We start from the raw sequence: 16,787 nt of genomic DNA on the forward strand, positions 1-16,787 counted from the left end.
GGCGTTGGGGACGAGGGTTCAAACGCTGACGCAGAGTTCGCGTGGCACGCGCGCTGTTTCACTTGAACGCACCTGCAACAGCTCCGCGCATACTGCAATCGCGATCGAGGTCGGCGCCTTGTCGACAATTCCAGCCACGCCGATCGGGCAGGTCATCTCCACCATCCGTTCCGGATCGACGCCACGCTCGATCAAACGCCGCTCGAATTTCACCCGTTTGGTCTTCGAGCCAATCATCCCGAAGTAGGTGAAATCGCGCCGCCGCATGATGCGTGCAGCGAGCGAGAAATCGAGCGCGTGATTGTGTGTCATCACGAGGAAGTAGGCGCCGGCGGGCGCGCTGTCGACGATCGCATCAGGCGAGTCGGTCGCCTCCACCTGCACATTGGCGGGCACTTCATCGGGAAACAGCTCGTCGCGCTCGTCCACCCACTGCACGACGCACGGCAGACTTCCCAGCAGCGTGATCAGCGCATGCCCAACATGGCCGGCGCCGAACAGCACGATATGCATCGGCGCCGGGCGCGTCGCAGCATGGCTGCTGCGACGGCCGATCTGAATGAGAGAAGGTGCGTTGATCGCAAGCATTCCCGTTAGCTCCGATTATTGTCGGATCGCGGGCGCGGCAGCTGTTGCTGCGCGCACGGCGACGACTGCCTTGAGGATCTCTTCGCTCGTCGCAGGCGCGTTGAGCGGCGGATTGACCTTGTAGTCACCCACAGCCGCCACGGCGTCACGGACTGCGAAGAACACGGAGAACGGCAGCAACAACGGCGGCTCGCCGGTTGCCTTCGAACGGTGAATGCTGTCCTCCACATTCCGGTTCTTGAAGAGCCTCACGTCAAAGATGGGCGGCGTGTCGTTCACCGTGGGAATCTTGTACGTGGACGGTGCGTGCGTCATCAGCTTGCCACCTGGGTTCCACCAGAGCTCTTCCGTCGTCAGCCAGCCCATGCCCTGGATGAAGGCGCCTTCCACCTGACCGACGTCGAGCGCCGGATTCAGCGAAGCCCCCACGTCATGCAGCGCGTCGGCGCGCAGCACACGCATTTCGCCAGTGAGCGTGTCGATCACGACTTCCGAAACCGCGGCGCCGTACGAGTAGTAGTAGAACGGGCGGCCCTGCAGCTTCGACTGATCCCAGTACAGCTTCGGCGTCGCGTAGAAGCCGTCCGACCAGAGCTGCACCCGGGCCAGGTAGGCCTTCGCGATGATCTCTTCGAACGGCAGCACGGCGTCGCCGACCTTCACGCGGTCATGGCCGAAGCGCACGCTCGCCGCGCTCACCTCGCCGGCGCCGAAACGCTCGGCGGCAAACGCAGCCAGGCGCTCGCGCAACTGGCGAGCGGCGTCCTGAGCCGCCTTGCCGTTCAGATCGGAGCCGGTCGAAGCGGCCGTAGCCGACGTGTTCGCCACCTTGCTGGTGTCGGTCGCCGTGACGCGCACGCGGTTGAAGCTGATGCCGAGCTCATGCGCGACCACCTGCGCGACCTTCGTGTTGAGGCCCTGCCCCATCTCCGTGCCGCCGTGATTCACCAGCACCGAGCCGTCCGTGTAGATATGCACCAGCGCGCCGGCCTGGTTGAAGTGCGTCACGTTGAACGCGATGCCGAACTTCACCGGCGTGAGCGCCAGGCCCTTCTTCAGCACTTCGTTGCTGGCATTGAACTCGCGGATCTCGGCGCGGCGCGCACGGTAGTCGCTGGTGGCTTCGAGTTCGTCGATCAGTTCGTGAATGACGTTGTCTTCGACCACCTGGCCATACGGCGTCTGGTTACGCTCAGTCTTGCCGTACAGATTGCGGCGCCGCACGTCGAGCGAATCCTCGCCCAGCGAGCGCGCGACGTTGTCCATGATGTATTCGATCGCGAACGCGCCTTGCGGACCGCCAAAGCCACGGAACGCGGTATTCGACTGCGTGTTGGTCTTGCCGCAGAAACCGTCGATCGTCACATCGGACAGCCAGTAGGCGTTGTCGAAGTGGCACAGCGCGCGCGTCATCACCGGGCCGGACAGGTCAGCGGAGAAACCGCAGCGTGAGGTCATGTCGACCGTCACGCCTTCGATTACACCCTTGTCGTCGTAACCGACTTCGTAGGTGTAGTGGAAGTCGTGGCGCTTGCCGGTGACCATCATGTCGTCGTCGCGGTCCGGACGCAGCTTGACCGGACACAGCAGCTTCCACGCGGCAATCGCCGCGCAGCAGGCGAACAGGCCGGATTGCGATTCCTTGCCGCCGAAACCGCCGCCCATCCGGCGGCATTCGATCAGCACGTTGTGCGACGGCACGTGCAGCGCGTGCGCCACCAGGTGCTGCATTTCGGTGGGGTGCTGCGTCGAACAATAGACGTGCATGCCGTCGTCGTCCTTCGGCACTGCGTACGAAATCTGGCCTTCCAGATAGAACTGTTCCTGACCGCCTAGCAGCATTTCGCCCGCGTCATGGTGCGCAGCACGTGCGATCTTCGCACCGGCTTCGCCGCGCGCGAGCTTCATCGGCGGCAGCACATATTGATTGGCGGCGCGCGCCTGCTGCGCGGTGAGAACCGCCGGCAACTCTTCGTAGACAACCTCGGCGCGGCGTGCGGCGAGGCGGGCCACATCGTGCGAAACCGCAACCACGATAAACATCGGCTGGCCGACATACTGCACCACGCCATCAGCGAGAATCGGATCGTCGCCGTGGATGATCGGGCCCACGTCGTTGACGCCGGGGATATCTTCCGCCGTGAAGACGGCGACCACGCCCGGCGTGGCGCGAACCTTGTCGAGCGACATCGAGACGATCTTCGCATGCGCTTTCGGCGACAGGCCGAGCGCGGCATGCAGCGTGCCGGCCAGCACAGGGATGTCGTCGGTATAGGTGGCGCGGCCACTCACGTGCAGATGCGCGGATTCATGCGGGCGCGAGACATGCACCTGGGCGAAATTGTCGAGGTCCTGAATGTCTTTCAGGAACGGTTCTGCTTGCTGATTCATTCGAGTCGTTCTCCGTATCCGTAGGACGGGTTCAGGCGTTCGCGCCGGCTGCAAGGACCGCGCGCACGTCGAGCGCGGACTTGGGCAGCGGGTTATGCGGACGGGTTTCGAGCCAGAAGCGGTAAAGCGTGTTTTTCGCCGCGTCGAGGCGGTAGTTGCTGGTGGCGCGCATGTCGGAGAGCGGCGCGTAGTCGTTGCCGAGCGCGATCATCGCTGCCTGCGCGGTGGCCTCGTGCCATTCGGCGTCGCGCAGCACTGCTTCGGCGTGGGTCGCACGCTTCGAGGTCGCGGCCATGCCGCCGAACGCAATGCGTGGCTCGCGGATCGTATCGCCGTCCGCGATAAACGAGAACGCGGCGCACACCGCCGAGATGTCGGAGTCGAAACGCTTGGAGAGCTTATAGGTACGGAACTGCAGGTTCTGGCGCACGCCGGTGCGGGTCGGCACCTTCAGGCCGACCACGAACTCATGCTCGGCCATGTCCTTCTTCTGATACGCGAGGTACAGATCTTCGAGCGGCATCTCGCGCTCAATCTCGCCGCCGCGCACCACCACGTGGGCACCCAGCGCGATCAGACCGGGCATCGAATCGCCGATCGGCGAGCCGTTTGCAATGTTGCCGCCGAGCGTGCCCGCGTTGCGGATCGGCAGCGAGGCGAAGCGCTTCCACATTTCCGTGAGCTCTGGATAGTGCTTCGCGAGTTCGGCGTACGCGGTCTCGACGCTCACGCCCGAGCCGATCTCGATCCAGTCGTTCGACACTTCGATGCGGCGCAGCGCTTCGATCTGGCCGACGTAGACGATATTGCCCAGTTCGCGCATCAGCTTGGTGACCCAAAGACCGATGTCGGTGCTGCCGGCAAGGATGCGCGTCGCCGGTTGCGCGGCCTTGATCTGCGCGAGCGCTTCGACGGTGCGTGGCGCGTCGAACTGCTGACCGGCGAATTCGTAATGGAACGTCTCACCGCGCTTGAGCGTGGCGAGTTTGTCCGACAGCGCGGCGACGTCGACCGGTGCCTTCGGCGCGGGAGCTTCGAACATGCGCACGGCTGCGTCGACGATCGGCCGGTAGCCGGTGCAGCGGCACAGGTTGCCGGTCAGCGCGTTGCTGATGTCATCGCGCGAGGGCACCGTCTTGTTGGCGCAGCTGTGTTCGTGGCCGTGCTTTTCGTACAGCGACCACATCGACATCACGAAACCCGGCGTGCAGAAGCCGCACTGCGAGCCGTGGCATTCGACCATCGCTTCCTGTACCGGATGGAGCGACCCGTCCGGCTGGCGCAGGTCTTCGACCGTGAAGAGCGCCTTGCCGTCGAGCGTGGGCAGGAACTGGATACAGGCGTTGACTGCCTTGAAGTTGACACCGCCGGCTTCGTCGCGCTCGCCTACCACGACCGTGCACGCGCCGCAGTCGCCTTCGGCGCACCCTTCCTTGGTGCCGGTGCAGTGCGCATCTTCGCGCAGGTACTGAAGCACAGTGCGGGTGACGGGAGCGTTCGTGATCTCACGGATCGCGTTGCGGTGGTAGAAGCGGATCGGCTGGGTCATGTCTCTTACTCGGGGATTGTTCTATGTCCGCGGGGACAGTGCTGCATTGATGATTCGAACGCTATCACCGTCAATATCTGCAACCCATAGCGAGGAGCACATGCGGGACATATCGTTTGGACGATAAGGAGATAGGTTTTGAGCGAATCGGACTTATATCTAGCATGGTTTATTGCCGTATTTTCATGCTCAATACGTTATTTCAGCCATATCGCCAGTTCTCAGATCGGGCCTGACCGCCCGCCAGTCGCCAAAATCGCACCTCTATATCGATCCGCCGCCGTATTTTTGACGCGAAAAATATTAAGCAAATCCTGCAAGGGAATCGGTTCCATGGGAAAATCACGGCTTTCCGCCGTTTTCAAGTCTCGTTTTCCCCATGTCCGCCGACACAGCCACATCGCGCAGCGAATTTGCGACCACTCTGCAGATCATTCCGGTCGTCTTTTTCACGTTTATTTGCTACCTGACCATCGGGATTCCGCTGGCGGTGCTACCTGGCTACGTCCACGACGACCTCGGTTTTAGCGCGATCATCGCCGGGGCGGCGATCAGCGTGCAGTATCTGGCCACGCTGGCCTCGCGTGCACTCGCTGGCCGCTCTGCGGACACGCTCGGCCCGAAGCGGACCGTGGCAATCGGACTGATCGGCTGCGGCACGAGCGGCATCATGCTGCTGCTCGCCGTGCTGTGCGGCCACTGGCCAGGCGTGAGCCTCGCGCTGCTGGTGCTGAGCCGATTGGTACTCGGCTTCGGCGAAAGCCTGTGTGGGACGGGGGCGATTCTGTGGGGGATCGGGCGAGTCGGCGTGTCGCACAACGCCCGCGTGATCTCGTGGAACGGCATCGCTACCTACGGAGCGCTGGCCATCGGCGCGCCGCTCGGCGTGGCGATTGCGCATACGGTCGGCTATACGGCGCTCGGTATCGTGGTCATCGCGCTGGCTGCGCTTGGCTACTATCTGGCGCGGCTGATCGCGCCCGTACCGGTCGTGCACGGCGAACGGATGTCGTACCGAAGCGTGTTCATGCGCGTGCTGCCGCATGGGATCGGACTCGCGCTCGGCTCGGCCGGCTTCGGTTCGATCGCGACCTTCATCACACTGTTCTATGCGGCGCGGCATTGGCCGAATGCGGCGTTGTCACTAACCGTGTTCGGCACGCTTTTCATCGGCGCACGCCTGTTGTTCGCCAATACCATCAAGACGTATGGCGGCTTTCGGGTGGCGATTGCGTCGTTCTCGTTCGAATGCGTTGGCCTGCTGATGCTGTGGCTCGCGCCCGAGCCCCATTTCGCGCTGGCTGGGGCCGCTTTGACCGGGTTTGGTTTTGCGCTCGTGTTTCCAGCGCTGGGCGTCGAAGCCGTGGGCCTCGTGCCGCCGGCTAGCCGCGGCGCGGCGTTGTCCGCTTACTCGGTGTTCCTCGACCTGTCGCTGGGGATCACCGGACCGCTCGCCGGGTACATTGCGGGTGAATTTGGCTACGGCTCGGTGTTCCTGTTTGCCGCGGTGGCCGCGGCTGCAGCCGTGGCGCTGTCGACCATGCTGTATCTGCGGAACGCCCGCGTACCAAACGCGCCCGCTGCGACCTGACTGACAGGCTTAGCCCCGTTTGGGGCGAGCCTGCTGCCGTTCAGGCGTTCAAGGAAAGAAAACTTCTTGCGATGTTTGCGGATCGGCGTCGCCGCCGCGGGCTACGCGATGCCCGACCACTAGTCCTGCATCGTAGGCAGCCTCGAGCACATGGGCGAGGTCCTCGATATGGATGACATGCAGATCCTTCGTCAACTTTCCGGTCTGCTCAAGCGTGTCGATGCCGAGTACTTCGGTGGCGATAGTCTCCAGTAACGCGAGACGTTCGTGATGGATGGTCTTGCTCATTTGGTACCCCCTTTACAGGCGGGGCGTGACACCTCACATGAGAAATCACTGTTGCCCTGTTAGCCTTGATTTGCGTCATCGTTCAGTTGTAATAATAGTAAGGAAACGCAAACCTGGCACGTGACCTGCAGTCGCAGTTTGAGGCTCTATTCCAAAAAAGCTGACGCCATCTGCGGCGATCTGACGCGCAAAAGCGGGCAACTCGCCAGCCCGCCCGCACATTGAGGTGATCTAACGCGCCGCCGCGCCGCGTGCGCCGCCGGACAGCGACTTCTCCAACGCCGCTACGCCCGCCGGCAAATCGACCGCGACGCCCAGATCCAGCACCGTGCGGCCGAGCGCATGCAACGTGCGGAAGAGATTGTGCTCGCGGCATTGCTCGCCCATCTGCCCGATCCGCACAATCGGTAAGCCGAATGAGCCGGAGATTTCCACCTGATGCTGACGCGAGATGTGGCCGCAGATATCCGCCGGACTCAAGGTACCGGGCACCTCGATGCCGACCACGGAATTCAGACGGCATTCCTGCGGCGCATAGAGTTGCAAACCGAGCGCCGTAATGCCTTCCTGCAGCGCCACCGAACACTTCAGATGTCGCGCAAACCGCTTCTCAAGCGTCTCTGCGCACACCAGACGCAGCGCCTCATGCAAGGCCAGCACGCCCGAGACCGGCGCGGTGTAGTGATAGCCAGCGTTGTGCCAGAAGTTTTCCGCGAGCGAGGCATCGAGGCACCAGTGGGCGTTCGGCGCCTTGCGACCCTTCACGCGCGCCCACGCCGCGTCCGAGAAAGCAATCAGCGAGACGCCCGGAATCGACGAAAGCCCTTTTTGCCCACCGGTAATCACCGCGTCAATGCCCCACGCGTCCATCTCGAGCGGCATGGTGCTGAGCGTGCAGACGGCGTCGACGATCACCAGCGCACCGGCCGCCTTCGCCAGCGCGGCGATGTCCTTAAGATGGTGATTCACGACCGTGTTGGAGGTCTCGCCCTGCACGATCGTGACGATCTCGGGCCGCTCGCGGCGGATCGCTTCGGCAACCTGATCGAGACTCGCGACCGTGCGGTCCGCTACGTCGAGCATCGATACCTCGGCGCCGACGCGCCGGCCCATCTCCGCCATCCGTTCGCTGAAAAAGCCATTCTTGATACTGAGCACGCGCGTGCCAGTCCAGGCCAGGTTCGAGATAGCCATTTCCATTGCGGCCGAGCCCGGACCCGCCACACCCAGCACCCACTTCGAATGCGTCTGGAACACGTAGCGCGCCATGGTCTTCACCTGCCCGATCACCTTCACCATCGTGCTGCCGAGGTGATTGATCACCACCGTATTGGCCTTGGCGACGGCGGCGGGAATCGGCACAGGGCCGGCGCCCATCATCAGCAACGGTTCTTCGGGGAGGATGGCGTCGAGCGATTCGACGTCGGGACAGGGGACGGGCGTGGAAGATGTGGTCGGCATGATCTGATCGGTACGGAGGATTTCAAAGTGCGGCAGAGGCTGAACGCGCTCATGATCGTGAAGCGACGCATGAACACGTCAGGCTGCCCAGATGCAAACGGCCTCGCCAATCTTGACGCTGGCGAGGCCGCTCACATCCTGAACGACGATCATTAACCGATCCGGGCGATTGTGCAAGTTTTTTGACAGTGCTAGTCGCCCGCCAGCACGGGACAGATTGCCCGCGCTTGTGCTTATTTCACCGCATGCTTGTCGAGCTTGCCGCCCGTGTCCTTGTTGTACCGTTCGACATACTCCTCGATCAGCCTGCGCATCGCCCGGCCGATCTGGCGATAGTCCGACTCGTTGAGGTTCGCGAGCGACACCCGCCCCGACGGATGCTGCGTGCCGAAGCCCTTGCCCGGCAATAGCACCACCCGCGCCTCGCGCGCGAGCCGGAACAGCAATTCGCTCGGCTCGGTATTCTTGAGCAGCCACTCAACGAATTTGCGCCCGAACATCCGTTCCCCGAGGAACTCGATATCGAGAATCGTGTAGTAGTCGACCTGGTTCGGATCGTCGTCCTTGAACGAGATGCCGACCTCTTCGTACAGCGCCTCCTTGCGGCTGCGGATCAGGCGCTTCAGCGCGTTCTTGTACGCGTCCGGCGTATCCATCAACGAGAACAGCGAGAACAGCACCATCTGCACCTGCTGCGGCGTCGACAGACCGGCCGTGTGATTCAGCGCGACGGTGCGGCTGTCGGCCACCAGCCGGTCGATGAACTTGAGCTTGTCCGGCTCGGTCGTGATCGATTCGTAGCGCGTATGCAGTTCCTTCTTCACGTCCTTCGGCAATTCTGCGAGCAGTCTGTCGAGCACATTGTCGCGATGCGTCGCGATCGTGCCGAGACGCCAGCCGGTCGCCCCAAAGTATTTCGAGTACGAGTACACGAGGATCGTGTTTTTCGGCGCCAGCGCAAACAGCGACACGAAGTCGTCGGCGAAGGTGCCGTAGACATCGTCGGTGAGCAGGATCAGGTCCGGGCGTTCCTTGACGATCTCGGCGATGTATTGAAGGCTCTCGTCACTGATCTTAACCGAAGGCGGATTGCTCGGATTGACGAGGAAGAACGCCTTCACCTTCGGATCGCGCAGCTTGTCGAGCTCCTTGTTCGAATATTGCCAGCCGCTTTCCACCGTAGCCTCGAGATTCACGACATTGAGCTGGTAGTCGTTCAGACGCGGAATCTCGATGTACGGCGTGAAGATCGGCATGCCGAGCGCGATCGTATCGCCAGCCTTGATCAGATGGTTTTCGCGCATCGTGTTGAAGATGTACGTCATCGCCGCGGTGCCGCCCTCCACCGCGAAAATGTCGAACTCGCCGACAAACGGATGCTTGCCGATCATCTCGCGCCGCAGGTACTGGCCGACAATCACCTCGGAGAGCTTCAGCATGCGGTCCGGCACCGGATAGTTCGAGGCAAGGATGCCTTCGCACATTTCGTACAGGAAATCCCCGGCGGAAAGACCGAGTTGATCGCGCACATACGAAACCGCGCCTCTCAGAAAATCAATACCTGGCACACCTTTGTTTTCGCGCAGGAACAGATCGAAACGTTCGGTCAGTCCTTCGCGGCGCGGAAAGCCGCCCACACCCTCGGGCATATACGCGAACGAGCGCTCCGATTCGCGCATCGCAAAGAGACCGAGTTGCCAGAAGCCGTGGCGCGGAATGGTTGCCAGAAAGTTCGGGTTGCCGCGGCCGGCGTTGAGCATCGAGACGTTTGCGGGACGCTCTACCGCGCCGCCGCCGGCGGCCTTGATCAGTTCATCCTTCAGTTCGAACGGGCTGAGTGCTGCCAGCTTGTCCTGTTCGGTTTCGCCTTTGCCTTTTGCCATGATGCATTCTCCATTCAAGGGTGGGATGCGCCGGCGGGCGCGCTCCTGCGGCAGCGCCGGCGTGAAGGAATTAAGGGTTGCGAATCAAGCCTTGATCGAACCTTGTGAGAGTGAGCCGGCGTCAGACGAGACCCACGACAAGCGGCCCAAGCAGGGTCAGCGCCACATTGGCGATCGCATAAGTGATGGCGAACGGCACGGTGGGCACGGCGCTCTCCGCCTTGTCGAGCACACCGCCGAACGCGGGGTTCGCACTGCGCGAGCCGGACAGTGCACCGGCCAGAATCGCGGCGTTCCGGTAACCGAGCACGTAGCGGCCGAACAGCATCGTCAGCAGCAGCGGGAATAGCGTGACGAACACGCCGAGCAGGAAGATCGTCATGCCGCTCTGCTTGACCGTGACCACTGCCTGCAAACCGGAGTTCAGGCCCACGACCGCGACGAACGCGGCGAGGCCGAAGTCCTTCAGCAATTGCGAGGCAGCCGAGGGCAGCACGCCGTACATCGGATGCTTGCCGCGCATCCAGCCGAACAGCAGGCCGGCCAGCAGGCAACCGCCGCCCGAGCCAAGCGTCAGCGGAATGCCGCCCACATCGAGCACAACCAGACCGATCAGCAAACCGAGTACGAGGCCCACGCCCATGTAGATAAAGTCAGTCTTGTTGCTGTACGGCAGTTCGTAGCCGGCAGCATCGACCGCACGTTTGGTGTCTTTCGGCGAGCCGTAAAACGTGATCACGTCGCCGTGTTCAAGCCGGGTTTCCGGCAGGATGGGCAGCGGCTGGCCGGCACGCGTCGCGCCCTCGATATACACGCCGTGACGCAGATCGCGATCCACGTTCTGGCGCACTTCCGCGATCGTGGTGTGATTCATGCCCTTGCGTGTGAACACGCCCTGACGGGTCTGCATCACGATGCTGACGCCCTCGGTTTCCGCGAGTTCGTCGCCGATCAGATTCCACAGGCCGACCACGCCTTCGCGGCGCCCTACTACCAGCACCACGTCATCCGCTTCGAGCACGAGATCCGGAGCCGGCTCGAGCGCCTTGCCGCCACGCCGGACGCGCTCGATCGTGATCATGTCTTTCTGCGCCAGTTCGATCTCGGAGACTTTGCGACCCGCGCCCGTCCCCACCCGGTACGCGCGCCCTACGACCTCCGGCAACGCTGACAGTTGCCCCGCTGCCTGTGCCGGCGCATTGCCGGCCAACTCCTTTTCGGCCTCGATCGACGCCTCGCGCAAGCCCTGCCCCATGAACTTCGGCAAGATATTCACGCAGACGATGATCGCCCCCAAGGAGCCGAACACATAGGTAACGGCATAGGCAATTGCCACGTCGGATTGCAGCGACTTGATCTGATCGAGCGGTAAATCAAGCCGCGCGATCGCGTCACCCGCTGTGCCGATGATGGCCGACTGGGTCAACGCACCGCCCGCGAGCCCTGCCGCGAGCCCCTTGTTGAGGTGAAAAAGCTTCGCACACACAATGACCGTGATCAGCGCCGATACGGCCAGGAAAATCGCCATCGCGATCTCGCGCAGCGTCTTGCGATTGAGCGAGTTGAAGAAGCCCGGTCCGGAGTCGTAGCCGACCGCATAAATGAACACGGCGAACATCACGGACTTCACCCCATTGTCGATCGTGACCCCGGCCTGACTGATCACCACCGCGGCAAGCAGCGAACCGCCCACACCGCCCAACTGGAACTTGCCGAAATTGATCTGGCCGACGTAGTAGCCCACTGCCAGGGAAAGAAACAACGCGATCTCAGGTGACTTATGAAAGATGTTGTGTAGCCAGTCCATCTTGCCCTCGCAATAAATATTGACCGGACTGCCCGGTGTGATGGCCGATGGAAGTCAACGTTGCTGCACTCCCATCTGCGCCCTTGATTGCGCTAGCCATGCGCCAAACCTGCCCCGCGCGTCATACACCGCGCATTCGTGCGATGCGCTTTCGTGCACCGCGCGGCATCCGTTCCATGCGCGGCGTCTGTGCTGCTATTGCTGTCACTGTGCTTATCCGAACTTGCCCGCAAGGCCGACGACCACCGGCCCCATCAACGGCAGCAGAATGTTGGAAAGTGCGTAGGTGATCGTGTAGCCGATCACCGGCGTCGAATTACCGGTGACGCCGACCAGCGCGCTGATGGCCGGCGTGCTGCACTGCTGCCCGGCGATCGCACCGAGCAACATGGGGGCATCCAGTTTGAGAAACATGCGACCGATCCACAGCGACAGCAGCCCAGGAATCAGCACCATCAGGATCCCTACGAACGGCAACGCGACGCCGTATTCGCGAACCAGCTTGATCGCATCCGGCCCAGCTGAAAGACCGACCGCAGCAATAAAGGTGGCAAGACCGAAGTCCTTCAGGATCTGCGCGGCGGCGGACGGCAACGAGCCTATCAGCGGATAGCGCGAGCGGATCCAGCCGAACAGCAAACCGGACAGCAGGCAGCCGCCTCCTGTACCCAATGCAACCGAAACACCGCCGATCCGGCCGCCCAGATGTCCGATCGCCATGCCGGCCAACACGCCCAGTCCGAGATAGACGAAATCCGTTTTCTGGGTAGGCGGCAGCACATAGCCGAGCTGACGCGCACCGCGCGCCACATCCGCCTTCGCGCCAACCAGGGTCAGCACGTCACCGCGGTTCAGTTCGGTACCGGGTAGGGCAGGAATCCGCGTTTCGAGACGTGTTACCGCGGCGATGTAGACACCTCGCCCTTGCTCCGGTCCCGCCTGTTCGCGCAGTTGGGCAACGCTTTGCCCGTGCACCTCGCGCCGCGTCAACACCACGTCCACGCGCTCGACCGGCAGCGCGCCAAAGCGCGCATCAGCGACCTCCGTGCCGATTGCCGCAGCCGCCGCGACTAGCGCCTCGCGGCGGCCGGCCACCAGCACGAGATCGTCGGCTGCCAGCAGCACACCAGGGGCGATGGCCACACTCGCGCCGTTCCGGTCGACCTGTTCGACTGTCAGATTGGAACCGTAACGCTGTTCGAGCACCCCGATCGACAATCCCGCTGCGGGACCGACGCGAAACGCCCGCCCCACCAAAGCAGGCGCACCCATCCGTTGTCCTTCGTCTAGCGCACCGTCACCGCCGAGCTTGTGCCACACGCGTTCCGCTTCTTCGCGCAAATTGACGCGCAGCAGCAGCGGCGCAAACTGGCTCGTAAACAGCACGATTGTGATCAGGCCAAACAGGTAGCTGACGCTATAGGCGGTCACGATGTTGGCTTGCAGACGCGCCGTTTCGGCGTCGGCAAGACCAAGTTTGGAGATCGCCTCGGAAGCCGTGCCGATCACTGCCGACTCCGTGGCAGCGCCCGCCAGTAACCCGGCGGCGGTACCCGCATCGAGACGCAGCGCGAACACCGCGACCATGATGAGGATCAGCACGGAAACGATTTCGACTATCGACAGCAGTCCATAGCGCCAGCCACGTCCGATGTTGGCGAAAAACTGCGGACCGCCGGTGAAGCCCAGCGCGAAGATGAACAATGCAAAAGCGATATTTTTCAGATCGGGCGCGAGGCGGGCGCCGGTTTGACCCAACAGTAGCGCCACGATCAACGTACCGCAGACACCGCCAAGCTGAATGGGTCCGATCTTGAATGAGCCAATGAAATATCCGAGCGCAAGGCTCGCGAACAACGCGATTTCCGGTTGCGACCTGAGCAATTCGCCGATCATGTTCCGGTTCGTCTCTTTACGGTGAATTCAGAATATTTATGAGAAAAAATAGCCTTGAAATTCTCAAAAGCCCATTTCGGGATATTTTTGAGCCAGGACGAGCTACTACATCAAAGGGGCGCAACATCCACCATTCGATTCAGGTTTTATTGCACCTTCGTGACGGGCCATGAAGACGTTTAACGCCGTCATGCGGCAGCGCGGTGAAGACGTGCAGTAAAGCTCATATTGACGACACGCATCGATTGCCTCGTGAAGTGGCCCAACACCTTATGCAAAGGTTATGGGCATGATTGCACCGTCGAATTGTTTGACTAATTCAGAATAATTCCGCCAATCCCTAATTCATTACAGACAGGTGGCGGAATGTACACACTTCCAAATTCAGCATGCCTTATCAATAAATATTGTAATTTTTTGAAATAGTCAATATTATTTTCAACAGAAGACGCAAGACCAGGATCCCGGGCGATTCCGAGTTGGCCCGCATGCCGCTACGTGGCTCATAACGTGGCCTTCCAACAAATACACGAGGGCGGTTTTCAATGAACCAGATTCATGCAATGCGCGTTTTCGTCAGGGTGGCCGAGACTGAGAGCTTTCGCCGCGCCGCCCAGCAACTCGAGGTGTCGAACGCGCTGGTCACGCGCGCCATCGCCACGCTCGAAGCTCATCTGAAAACCCGGCTCATCAATCGGACCACCCGCAATGTCGCCCTGACCGAGGCCGGCACGCGATACCTCGAAGGATGCCGTGGGCTGCTGGAAGAACTGGACCGTCTGGAAACCGCATTGGGCGATACCCAGGCCGAGCCTGGCGGTACGTTGCGCCTCGTCGCTTCCGGTGCGCTCTCGCTGCTTTCGCTGACACCCTTGCTCGACAGCTTTCGCAGGCTGTATCCGAAGATCAAGGTGCGGCTCACGCTGACCGACCGGCGCGTCGACCTGATTGAAGATGGGTACGACGTCGGTATCGTCACCGGCTTCACGGCACCAAGCCACGATCTGGTCGAACGGCCAATCGGCACGCATTCGCTGGTGGTCTGCGCGGCGCCTGCGTATCTCGCCGAGCACGGCGAGCCGCAACTGCCCGAACAACTGGCATTGCAAGCGTTTGTCGCGCTGCCATCGGAGCAAGGCAGCATCACCTGGCATTTCAGTGGGCCTTCGCATCGCACCGAAGAGATCACACTTCAACCGGTGTATTCCGTCAACAACGCGCAGATGGTGCGGCTTGGGGTGCTGGCCGGTATGGGCATTGCGATCCTGCCATGGCAGATGGTGGCCGACGATCTCGCCGCCGGTACCTTGAAGCGAATCATGGCGGATCATCGCGTGGACGATCCCGACCTCAAGGTGTCGATCGTGTATCCGAACCGGCAGTTCCTGCCGGCGAGGACACGCTCGTTCGTGGAGCATACGCTCCAACATTTCAGCCGTGTGGCGGCAGGCCCGTGGGACCCATCCGACGCCGCAGACGTCGCAGGTATTGCGGACGCCGCCGTCGACGCCTCACGCATGCCGGACACGAATGGCGTATCCATGCCGGAACCGCCAGCACAGACGCCACCACCCATGGCGAAAGAAATGCGCACCGGTCTGCATGCGCCGCGGGGGGCTTAAACTATCGGCATCCCGTCGGTGGAGGCTCCCATGCGCATGATCCTGTTTAGTAGCCGTCAGTACGACAGCGAGACATTTCGCGAAGCGAACACCGCGCATGGGTACGATCTGCACTTTCAGGAGTCGCATCTCGACGCGGAAACCGCCGTGCTGGCAGACGGCTTCGAGGTGGTCTGCCCGTTCGTCAACGACTGTGCCGACGCAGCGGTTCTGGAGCGGCTGCATGCCGGCGGCACGCGCCTGATCGCACTGCGTTCGGCAGGCTTCAATCACGTCGACCTGGCTGCGGCTGAACGCCTGGGCATCACCGTGGTGCGCGTACCGGCCTATTCGCCGTATGCCGTCGCCGAACATGCGGTGGGGCTGATTCTCGCCCTCAACAGGCGCCTGCCGCGCGCCGCAGCGCGAACCCGCGAAGGCGACTTTTCGCTGCATGGGTTGCTCGGTTTCGACCTGCATGGCAAGACGGTCGGCGTGGTCGGCACCGGCATGATCGGCCGGGTGTTCGGGCGCATCATGGCCGGCTTCGGCATGCAGATCCTCGCATACGACCCCGGCACACCCGCAGAGGATCTGCTGGCGCTTGGCGCGCGCTACGTGCCGCTCGACACGCTGCTTGCCGAAAGCGATGTCGTCAGTCTGCACTGTCCGCTGGTGCCAGACACTTACCATCTGATCGACGATAGCGCGCTGGCCAAAATGAAGTGCGGCTCGATGCTGATCAACACGGGCCGGGGCGGCCTCGTTGAAAGCAATGCGCTGGTCGGCGCGCTCAAGAGCGGCCAGCTCGGCAACCTGGGGCTCGACGTCTACGAGGAAGAAGGCGGCCTGTTCTTCGAGGACCATTCCAACCGGCCACTGCAGGACGACGTGCTGGCGCGCCTCCTGATGTTCCCGAACGTGATCGTCACGGCTCATCAGGCGTTCTTCACCCGCGAGGCGATGAACGAGATCGCGCAGACGACACTCGGCAACGTGGCCGCATGGCTCGCCGGTACGCCGCGCAACATGGTGCAGGCGCGCGGCTAGCGCCCTCGCCCATCCATCGCAGTGCGAACCGCCGTGCGCGCGTCGTCCGCGGCGCCGCATACTTCACGCAGCAACGCGACTTCGCGCTCGTGGACTTCTACCGGAAACCAGCGTGCGCCCGCTTCGGCCAGATAGCGCGCGCGATGCTGGCCATTGCGGAACGCCACCACCCCCTCGTGCTCGAGTCCGAGCCAACCCATCAGGCCCGGCGCGCGGCGCTTCGAGATGGTCACATATGGCATCTGCGGGATGCGCGGATTGGCGGGATCGAGAAACTCGCGAATGCCACGCACCTTACCGGTGTGCCATTCGTTGACGGGTTTCAGCACGTAGTCGGTATTGTCGCGATCGGCGCATTCGAGCAGCTTGCGCGCATCGACGAGCACCACCTGGTGACGGGTGCCGTCGGCGACGAACACACGCTTGAGACGGACGTGGTCGTACCACGCATGTTCAGACAGCGGAACGATCCAGATAGGTTCCGCCATGGAGGATTCGAGAGTCGGCGTGGGTGATGACATGGACAATAACAGGTGCAGACTCAATGGGCCGGTGCACCAGCACGCGGCACGCTAAAAAAGCGCTTACGCTACGGGTGCCCTGTGAAGTATATGTGACAACGCCCTGCATTAATCAGTCAGCATGTGGCGTATATGGCGTATGTGGCGAAGACGAATAACAG

The 16,787-nt window shown here is 62.1% G+C and carries 12 protein-coding genes; 3 read left to right on the forward strand and 9 right to left on the reverse strand.

Annotated elements, in window-relative coordinates; translation table 11 throughout:
• Positions 1 to 18: 18 nt before the first annotated feature.
• From xdhC to xdhA, 3 genes are read right to left on the reverse strand one after another with little or no spacing between them, the layout of a single operon-like run.
• Entirely contained in the window at positions 19 to 588 is a 570-nt protein-coding gene (gene xdhC, locus BUS06_RS19645; protein WP_074265764.1) for a xanthine dehydrogenase accessory protein XdhC, read from the reverse strand.
• A 15-nt stretch (positions 589 to 603) separates the two neighbouring features.
• A complete protein-coding gene (gene xdhB / locus BUS06_RS19650) occupies positions 604 to 2,979 on the reverse strand; it encodes a xanthine dehydrogenase molybdopterin binding subunit (RefSeq protein ID WP_074265765.1) in 2,376 nt (791 codons plus the stop codon).
• Positions 2,980 to 3,010: 31 nt separating this feature from the next.
• Positions 3,011 to 4,528 carry a xanthine dehydrogenase small subunit gene (gene xdhA, locus BUS06_RS19655; RefSeq protein ID WP_074265766.1) on the reverse strand — a complete coding sequence of 506 codons (1,518 nt, stop codon included), beginning with the start codon at positions 4,526 to 4,528 and terminating at the stop codon, positions 3,011 to 3,013.
• Positions 4,529 to 4,907: 379 nt separating this feature from the next.
• Between xdhA and BUS06_RS19660 the strand changes: the two genes are divergently transcribed.
• Complete coding sequence (locus BUS06_RS19660; protein ID WP_074265767.1) at positions 4,908 to 6,119, forward strand: MFS transporter; 1,212 nt, start codon at positions 4,908 to 4,910, stop codon at positions 6,117 to 6,119.
• 48 nt (positions 6,120 to 6,167) lie between these two features.
• Here the strand turns inward: BUS06_RS19660 and BUS06_RS19665 are convergent, their stop codons facing one another.
• The 5 genes from BUS06_RS19665 to aspT (BUS06_RS19685) all read right to left on the reverse strand — a co-directional run bounded on the left by BUS06_RS19665 (position 6,168) and on the right by aspT (BUS06_RS19685) (position 13,454).
• Complete coding sequence (locus BUS06_RS19665; protein ID WP_074265768.1) at positions 6,168 to 6,407, reverse strand: DUF6900 domain-containing protein; 240 nt, start codon at positions 6,405 to 6,407, stop codon at positions 6,168 to 6,170.
• Between the two features lie 231 nt (positions 6,408 to 6,638).
• Positions 6,639 to 7,868 carry a pyridoxal-phosphate-dependent aminotransferase family protein gene (locus BUS06_RS19670; protein WP_074265769.1) on the reverse strand — a complete coding sequence of 410 codons (1,230 nt, stop codon included), beginning with the start codon at positions 7,866 to 7,868 and terminating at the stop codon, positions 6,639 to 6,641.
• 233 nt (positions 7,869 to 8,101) lie between these two features.
• Positions 8,102 to 9,751, reverse strand: a complete 1,650-nt coding sequence (locus BUS06_RS19675; protein ID WP_074265770.1) for a bifunctional aspartate transaminase/aspartate 4-decarboxylase — start codon at positions 9,749 to 9,751, stop codon at positions 8,102 to 8,104.
• A 121-nt stretch (positions 9,752 to 9,872) separates the two neighbouring features.
• Positions 9,873 to 11,558 carry an aspartate-alanine antiporter gene (aspT, locus tag BUS06_RS19680; RefSeq protein WP_074265771.1) on the reverse strand — a complete coding sequence of 562 codons (1,686 nt, stop codon included), beginning with the start codon at positions 11,556 to 11,558 and terminating at the stop codon, positions 9,873 to 9,875.
• A gap of 213 nt (positions 11,559 to 11,771) precedes the next feature.
• Positions 11,772 to 13,454 (reverse strand): aspartate-alanine antiporter, encoded by a 1,683-nt coding sequence (gene aspT / locus BUS06_RS19685; protein WP_074265772.1) that lies wholly within the window; start codon positions 13,452 to 13,454, stop codon positions 11,772 to 11,774.
• Positions 13,455 to 13,999: 545 nt separating this feature from the next.
• Between aspT (BUS06_RS19685) and BUS06_RS19690 the strand changes: the two genes are divergently transcribed.
• Both BUS06_RS19690 and BUS06_RS19695 read left to right on the forward strand, forming a co-directional pair.
• Positions 14,000 to 15,076: a LysR family transcriptional regulator gene (locus tag BUS06_RS19690; protein ID WP_074265773.1), complete on the forward strand. Its 1,077-nt coding sequence runs from the start codon at positions 14,000 to 14,002 to the stop codon at positions 15,074 to 15,076.
• Positions 15,077 to 15,106: 30 nt separating this feature from the next.
• On the forward strand, positions 15,107 to 16,105 hold the full coding sequence (locus tag BUS06_RS19695) for a 2-hydroxyacid dehydrogenase (protein ID WP_074265774.1): 999 nt from the start codon (positions 15,107 to 15,109) through the stop codon (positions 16,103 to 16,105).
• Here the strand turns inward: BUS06_RS19695 and BUS06_RS19700 are convergent.
• Positions 16,102 to 16,593, reverse strand: coding sequence for a plasmid fertility inhibition factor family protein (locus BUS06_RS19700; RefSeq protein ID WP_367946958.1), 492 nt, complete (start codon positions 16,591 to 16,593; stop codon positions 16,102 to 16,104). The genes BUS06_RS19695 and BUS06_RS19700 overlap by 4 nt on opposite strands.
• Positions 16,594 to 16,787: the final 194 nt, after the last annotated feature.

This window comes from Paraburkholderia phenazinium (assembly GCF_900141745.1).
In the GTDB taxonomy this organism is placed as follows: Bacteria; Pseudomonadota; Gammaproteobacteria; order Burkholderiales; family Burkholderiaceae; genus Paraburkholderia; species Paraburkholderia phenazinium_B.